The 6,450-nt window shown below is 38.3% G+C and carries 5 protein-coding genes; all 5 read right to left on the bottom strand.

Features of this window, described 5'->3' with window-relative positions; genetic code table 11:
• Positions 1-699: 699 nt before the first annotated feature.
• Complete coding sequence (locus V7266_RS01680) at positions 700-1,635, bottom strand: 3-keto-5-aminohexanoate cleavage protein (RefSeq protein ID WP_335465497.1); 936 nt, start codon at positions 1,633-1,635, stop codon at positions 700-702.
• 144 nt (positions 1,636-1,779) lie between these two features.
• Positions 1,780-2,664, bottom strand: coding sequence for a VOC family protein (locus V7266_RS01675; protein WP_335465496.1), 885 nt, complete (start codon positions 2,662-2,664; stop codon positions 1,780-1,782).
• A 120-nt stretch (positions 2,665-2,784) separates the two neighbouring features.
• Positions 2,785-4,356: a bifunctional 3-(3-hydroxy-phenyl)propionate/3-hydroxycinnamic acid hydroxylase MhpA gene (mhpA, locus tag V7266_RS01670; RefSeq protein ID WP_335465495.1), complete on the bottom strand. Its 1,572-nt coding sequence runs from the start codon at positions 4,354-4,356 to the stop codon at positions 2,785-2,787.
• Positions 4,357-4,524: 168 nt separating this feature from the next.
• Positions 4,525-5,502 carry a fumarylacetoacetate hydrolase family protein gene (locus V7266_RS01665; RefSeq protein ID WP_335465494.1) on the bottom strand — a complete coding sequence of 326 codons (978 nt, stop codon included), beginning with the start codon at positions 5,500-5,502 and terminating at the stop codon, positions 4,525-4,527.
• 61 nt (positions 5,503-5,563) lie between these two features.
• The gene (locus V7266_RS01660) at positions 5,564-6,283 is read right to left on the bottom strand and encodes a FadR/GntR family transcriptional regulator (protein WP_335465493.1); all 720 of its coding nucleotides are present in this window, start codon (positions 6,281-6,283) and stop codon (positions 5,564-5,566) included.
• Between the last annotated feature and the right edge of the window lie 167 nt (positions 6,284-6,450).

Raw genomic sequence — 6,450 nt, 5'->3', positions numbered from 1 at the left:
CTAATAAATCATTATAAATTAAATAGTGTAATAGTGTTTATAATGGTATACCTTTTTAAACACTAGATTAGTTAATCTTAACATCATCTTCATCTAATTATCTGACGTACGCGTAGAAGGCTATTGGGACTACGAAAAAAAGCGTCTCCACAGAAACAGGAACGCTTGAAAGGTTGATAATTACGAGTATTCCCGTTTTTCTGGAATATTTTACGTATTCGGTGATTTGGCCGGACACTCAGATGGAACACGATTTTGAGTCGTGAACATTTACCACTTCCGCCACAATGTTCATTAATACACAGGTTCACTGTTATTCTCTAACCAGTTTTGTATTTTTATGAACTATTTTAATAGCTGTTCGTCCTAAATATGCACCCGTTAGTGACAAATCGTAACAAAAATAACCCTCCAAATTTAATCGGAGAGTTGAACTGCTAATAATGCCTTTAACAGAGATCACTCTTAACCTTTCAAATTTAATAGGTTATGGCATTTTTAATTTTTAAACTTTTTTATTCGTACATATGCTTTATATAAGTAGACCTTAAAAAATGTACATTATTTCTTTTCCGCACAACTGCTCCAAATAAAGCTCCAATGATTAAGACAATCCATGTTAGGGCTTTTTTCAATTTCTGCACCCCCTTTTCCATCCTTTTATTAAATCTTATATTTACTAGGTAGTTATCTTTTTCATTATCTAGTAAAATTCAGTTGTTTAAGTCCTAGTCTTTCTCTTGCTTCAAAAGGTGTCATTGGTTCGTAGTCGAATTCTTTCATGATGCGGACCATTTTTTCTACTAATTCGGCATTGTTTTTCGCTTTGACACCTTTGCTCAAGTATAAGTTATCTTCCATACCTACACGTACATGACCACCTAAAAACAAGTTTTGGGTACAAATTGGAAATTCCTGCCTTCCTGCACCGAATGCAGACCATTCATAGCCATCTTCACCGAATAAACGGTCAGCTGTTTGTTTCATATTCATTAGTTCGTATTCATTAGCAGCAATCGCGCCATTAATACCCATAACGAATTGTAAGAACGGTTTCCCTTCAAGCCATCCATTTTGTTGCATGAATTTGACATTATACAAGTGACCCACATCATAGCATTCCAATTCAGGTTTTGTGCCGTTGTCTTTAAAGATTTTCAACAAGCCTTCGATATCTGCAAAATTGTTGGTGAAAACGTGACCTTTTGTATTTTCAAGGTACTCTCTCTCCCAATTAAATTTAAAATCTTTATAACGTTCAGCTAATGGGTATAGACCCCAGTTGATCGACCCACAATTCATGGAAGCCAGTTCTGGTTTAAATTCAGGAACGACAGCACCTCTTTGTTCAATTGTCATCCCTAATCCGCCACCGGTAGTTATACAGATGATAACATCTTTATTTACTTCTCTAATTTTATCAATAATTTCTTTATATAAGTTCAGATCGGAGGATGGTTGACCATTTTCAGGATTTCTTGCATGAATATGCACGCTGGCAGCACCAGCATTAGCTGCATCAATGGCATTTTGGGCAATTTCATACGGTGTAATCGGCAGATACTCTGACATTGTTGGAACATGGATAGATCCTGTAATAGAAGCACTAATTATTCTTTTAAATTTCTTTGTCATTTTTATTCCTCCTAAACCATTAAACTATCTTTTCGTTTGTGATTAATAGAAATAAACTAATAACTCTTTCTGACTAGTCACCTTTACATTAAAAAAGGAGAAAAAAGTAAACTCTGTTTACTTTTATATCCCCTTCATTTTGCTTTATACACTAGCTAAATCCATCTCAAATTCTGTTCCCCATGCACTTAAGCTTTCCCAAATTTGTGGTTTAAGTGGAAGCTCTTCATGCCAAGGACGTGGTTCAAAAATTCCTAGTTCTGGAATAAATACATCCAAATCGATAAACAATTCAACAACATTTTTATCTGGATCATGATGATAGGTGGCAATATTATGCCCTGCTGTATGACGTGATGGTCCCCATAAAACTGGTATGTTATTCTTCGTCAATACATCTGAGCTTGCATATTGATGACTCGCATCCTTTAATTGGAAGGCAATGTGATGTAAACGCGTTTCATTGGAGGCTACAATATTTAAAACATGATGATCAGAATTACAGGTTAAAAAGTTAGCAAAACTTTCACCAATTTTATCAGTAAAGTTAAAGCCTAATGCATCTCGGTAAAAATTGATCGTTTCTTTAAAATTCTTCGCATAAAACGCAATATGCCCCAATTTTAAAGGAACAATCCCCGAAGTACCGAACCCAACCGCCGGCTGTTCCATCTCCGTAAATAGTTCAAGGATATTGCCTGCCGGGTCCTTTATTTCCAAATTACTTGAGATACCAGGTTTCGCGTCAGATTTCAATGTTGACGCAATCCCTTGCACATGAAGTTGTTTCTGTACTTCTTCTAAGGAAAGCTTCCCATCCAATTGGTATCCATAGCGGCGAACTGCTTTCGTTTCAGCTGGCGTAATGACAATATTATGATGGTCGAGACCATTGCTTAAATACGTCACACCTCTTTGTTCTTCCGAAATTCGGTACCCCATTACGTTTGTATAATATTCCACCATCCTCTCTGCATTTATTACGTTAAAATCGGCATACGCTAATCTGAATACTTTTACATTTGACATCACATAATCCCCCTTAATCTCCCGAATTCATAATTTTCTGATTTTAACTCTCAAAAAAATATACTCCAACACCCTGTCTATTAAAACTTGAGCAATATCTCAAATCAAGAACTAAGTTTGTCAACTGGCAGCAGCTGTATTCATGAATTTCACCATCTGCTTTACTAAATCATCAACGATTAAAGGCAATTCATCCAAAGAATCTGTCCCCCCGAAAAGATAATAATCAGGACGGACAATGACCGCTTCCAAACCGGTTTGATTGAAATACTGTTCGTATTTGCCTTCAATATCCACCGCTGTATTGTCATTTGCTTTTTGCACCGGAGAAAGTTCAATCATTCTTGCCCCTATGCTGTCAAGAAAAGCAATCTGTTCAGCACTTAAAATCTTTTTCGGATCCTCTACAGGGCTGATAATCATCCACCCATTGCCCACGACATCATCAAATAACCCTGTCTTCCCTTGATAGTTTACCAGTCCTTGAAAAGACAGTTTTCCGGTGTATGAGCTGCATTCTTGTTGATAAAGAATGCCATTGGTCAGGAATGGAAATTCAGGAAATTCCGTTACACTTCCTGTAAAGAAAGCTTCGTCTCTTGCTTTGGCCGATGCTTGATCAGTTATGCAAATCATTTTTCCCAAATACAGGGCTGCTTCCACAACAGCCTGGTTATGTGGCTTCCTTTCTTTTGTATAAGTATCGAGAAGGCTGTCATCCGCTTTGCCGCTAAGGACCAAATCGAGCTTCCAGGATAAATTCTGTGCATCACGGATCCCTGAACACAATCCTTGTCCCATAAATGGTGGCGTCAGATGGGCTGCATCGCCGGCTAACATCAGCCTGCCCTTTCGCCATTCATCCACCCACAATGCCTTAAATGTATAAACCGCATGACGTTCAAGCACAGCGTTATCAGGGGTAATATCCCACTCTTCAAGCAACCGCCACGCCACTTCTTCCTTGTTCAGTTCTTCCTTCGTTTCTCCGGGAAGGGCCATAAACTCCCAGCGTCTTCTCCCCGGACCGCCAGAGACAACTGTTGTTGGACGGGCTGGATCACATAATTGCAAATTCATTGGCGACCATTTTCTCTCCTCTTGGGGAATGATATCGACGACAAGCCAATCTGCCACAAATCCCAGGTCGGTGATGGTATGCTCCATATTTTTTCTGACAAAGCTGTTGGCTCCGTCACAGCCGACAACATATTTAGCCGATATCCTAGTTTCTTCTCCGTCCAGATCTTTCGCAATTAACTCGACATGGTTATCAAACTCCTGCAAAGCAACAGCTTCCATGCCGAGATTCACGCTTACGGTTTCCGTGTTGAGGCATTCTTCATCCAATACTTCTTCAAGCAGTGGCTGGTTAAACATCATATGCCCCGGCCACCCGGAAATACCATACTCTGTCCAGTCCAATTTCAAAAGTGTTTGCCGCTCTGCGTTGCACCATTCATAACAATCATCTGCAATTTCTGTAATTTTTTCAATTATGCCAGGAGAAAGAATGGATTGTAAAATTCTCGCAATTTCATCGTCAAAATGAACGGCACGCGGCAGCGGGTATGTTGCTGGAAATCTTTCATATACCCCTACTTTCCAGCCTTTTTGACCAAGCAATGTGGCCAATACTTTCGATACAGGGCCATAACCAACAATCGCGACATCAACATTCTCATGTTTCATCCAATACACTCCTATTGTTATATTTTTAAAATTGGATAAGATCGCTTTCTGTAAGCGTATACATTATAAACCATCAAAAAAACAGGTTCTCATGGAGGTAATAAATATGGATAAAAGGGGGGCTGAGATCTATTCTTTGCTGTAAGTGTAAATCCCAGCTGTGTATGGTTAAGAAACGGTTACTTTACTTGCTACTACTCTGTTTACTTGTTCACCAAGGTTAATTGTTCCATCTGAACTTTTAATCTGCAATCGTATGACATCGCCATCTTTAAGATATTTATCACTGCTGATTTGGCTAGATACAAGCATCTTTAATTTTTCTTCATCCGAAACAACCGGGCTAGTAATTTGACCCAGTACCTCTTTTGAAAGATTTAAGGCTACCCCGCCGGTTGTGCCTGTGATCACCAGATCTCCTTTTGACAGATCCATAATTTCTGACAACTCAGTTAAGGTCTCGGCAGGTTTAAAAATGAGTTGATTCGTATTGGCAGACTGGCGCAATTCATCATTTACCCATAAATTTAATTGGAGATCATGTATCAATGGTGTGTCTTCTTTATCGAGTAAGTACAGGAATGGTCCTGTAGGTCCAAATGTACGGTAGCTTTTTCCTTTTAGCCATTGTCCCTGTGTAAGTTGGATATCGCGGGCGGAAATATCATCAAAGGCAACAAGACCTGCAACATATTGATGAAGATTTTCATCTGTTACTTTCTCTGCTTGTGAAATTTCAGCTCCAATAACTAGTCCGAGCTCAATTTCATAGTCTAATAACTGAACATGTGACGGGCGAATAATTTCATCATAAGCACCGCAAAGGGAACTGTCTGCCTTACTGAAGATCATATTAAATGGCGGCCGTGCTGCTTCAAGTCCAGCTTCAGCACGATGGGAAGAATAATTGGCACCCTGGCACACGATTCTTGCCGGTTTTGTTACAGGGCTTAAAATGATTACTTCATTTAAGGATACAGATACATCGCTACCGTTTTCTTTTATTACTCTTGCTTCTTTTACCCCTTTTTCCAGAAAATGAGCCAAAGAGCTATAAGAATTCTTTAATACTAGGATTTGATTATCTGATACAACACCCCAGTGCTCTGTACGATCTTTTTCAAATCTAACAATTTGTAGTCCCATTTTTTTAGTCCCCTCTTTCAAAGCTTATAGCTATTAAAATTATCAACTTTTTAAACAATGATTAATTATCATATATTTTTTCTAGGATTCTTCTAATACGTTGGATTAACTCTCTCATTTTTATACCAGCCAAATTCTCATCCCGTGTAATGATAGCTTCATATATTAAGCGGTGTCTTTCTAATGCTTCGATTGTGCTGGATTCGTAAGACGATTCCGGACCACTATTTTTTGCTGCAGAAAATGTTATTTCACGACTGATGACCAACGCTTTCCTAAGAGTTTTTATGGTATTGATCATTAAATCGTTTTGTGAAGCATTTAAAATAGCCTCATGGAAGTCATAATCCGCGATTGCCCAGGCCTTTTCATCATCAATCGATTGCTGGAGTCTATAGAAAGCATCTTTAATTTTTATCAAATCTTCCTCAGTAGCTCTTTTGGCAGCTAATTCCGCCGCCATCGGTTCAAGACCCATTCTTACTTCTGTTAAATGTAATAAAAAATCTCTATTATCCTCATCTTCCAGGACCCATGTTAATACATCAAGATTCCACCATTGCCAGTTCGAACGGGGTAGTACGGTAGTTCCTGCCCTTTGATTAGATCTTACAAGCCCCATGGTTGATAGGCCTTTAAGCGCTTCACGTACCACAGTTCGACTTACTTCATAATGTTCACTTAACTCCTCTACCTTAGGCAATATCTTCCCATTGGCATATTCACCTGTTATTATTTTCCTTCCAAGCTCTTCGACTAGTTGATCACTTCTATTTTTCATTTTACTTACCTCCTACCATTACTTAATACTAATCTTAACAAAATGTGTATGATTGGAGGATATAAGTGGATAAAATTGAATACCTTAGTGTTCAAACTTCACATTATTAGCACCACCTTATGTATTTAATTAAAAATACATTAATAGTTTTAAAATAAATATTATTT

The sequence above is a fragment of the Neobacillus drentensis genome, from assembly GCF_036965645.1.
Taxonomy (GTDB): Bacteria; Bacillota; Bacilli; order Bacillales; family Cytobacillaceae; genus Neobacillus; species Neobacillus drentensis_D.
Note: the sequence above shows the minus strand (reverse complement) of the source record. Positions and strands in the feature narration are given on the sequence as shown.

Bases quoted from the DNA above. Each gene is read 5' to 3' on its own strand.
- V7266_RS01665 (WP_335465494.1), bottom strand. From the start codon at position 5,502: ATGGGACTACAAATTGTTAGATTTGAAAAAGATCGTACAGAGCACTGG.
- V7266_RS01675 (WP_335465496.1), bottom strand. From the start codon at position 2,664: ATGTCAAATGTAAAAGTATTCAGATTAGCGTATGCCGATTTTAACGTA.
- V7266_RS01680 (WP_335465497.1), bottom strand. From the start codon at position 1,635: ATGACAAAGAAATTTAAAAGAATAATTAGTGCTTCTATTACAGGATCT.
- V7266_RS01660 (WP_335465493.1), bottom strand. From the start codon at position 6,283: ATGAAAAATAGAAGTGATCAACTAGTCGAAGAGCTTGGAAGGAAAATA.
- mhpA (WP_335465495.1), bottom strand. From the start codon at position 4,356: ATGAAACATGAGAATGTTGATGTCGCGATTGTTGGTTATGGCCCTGTA.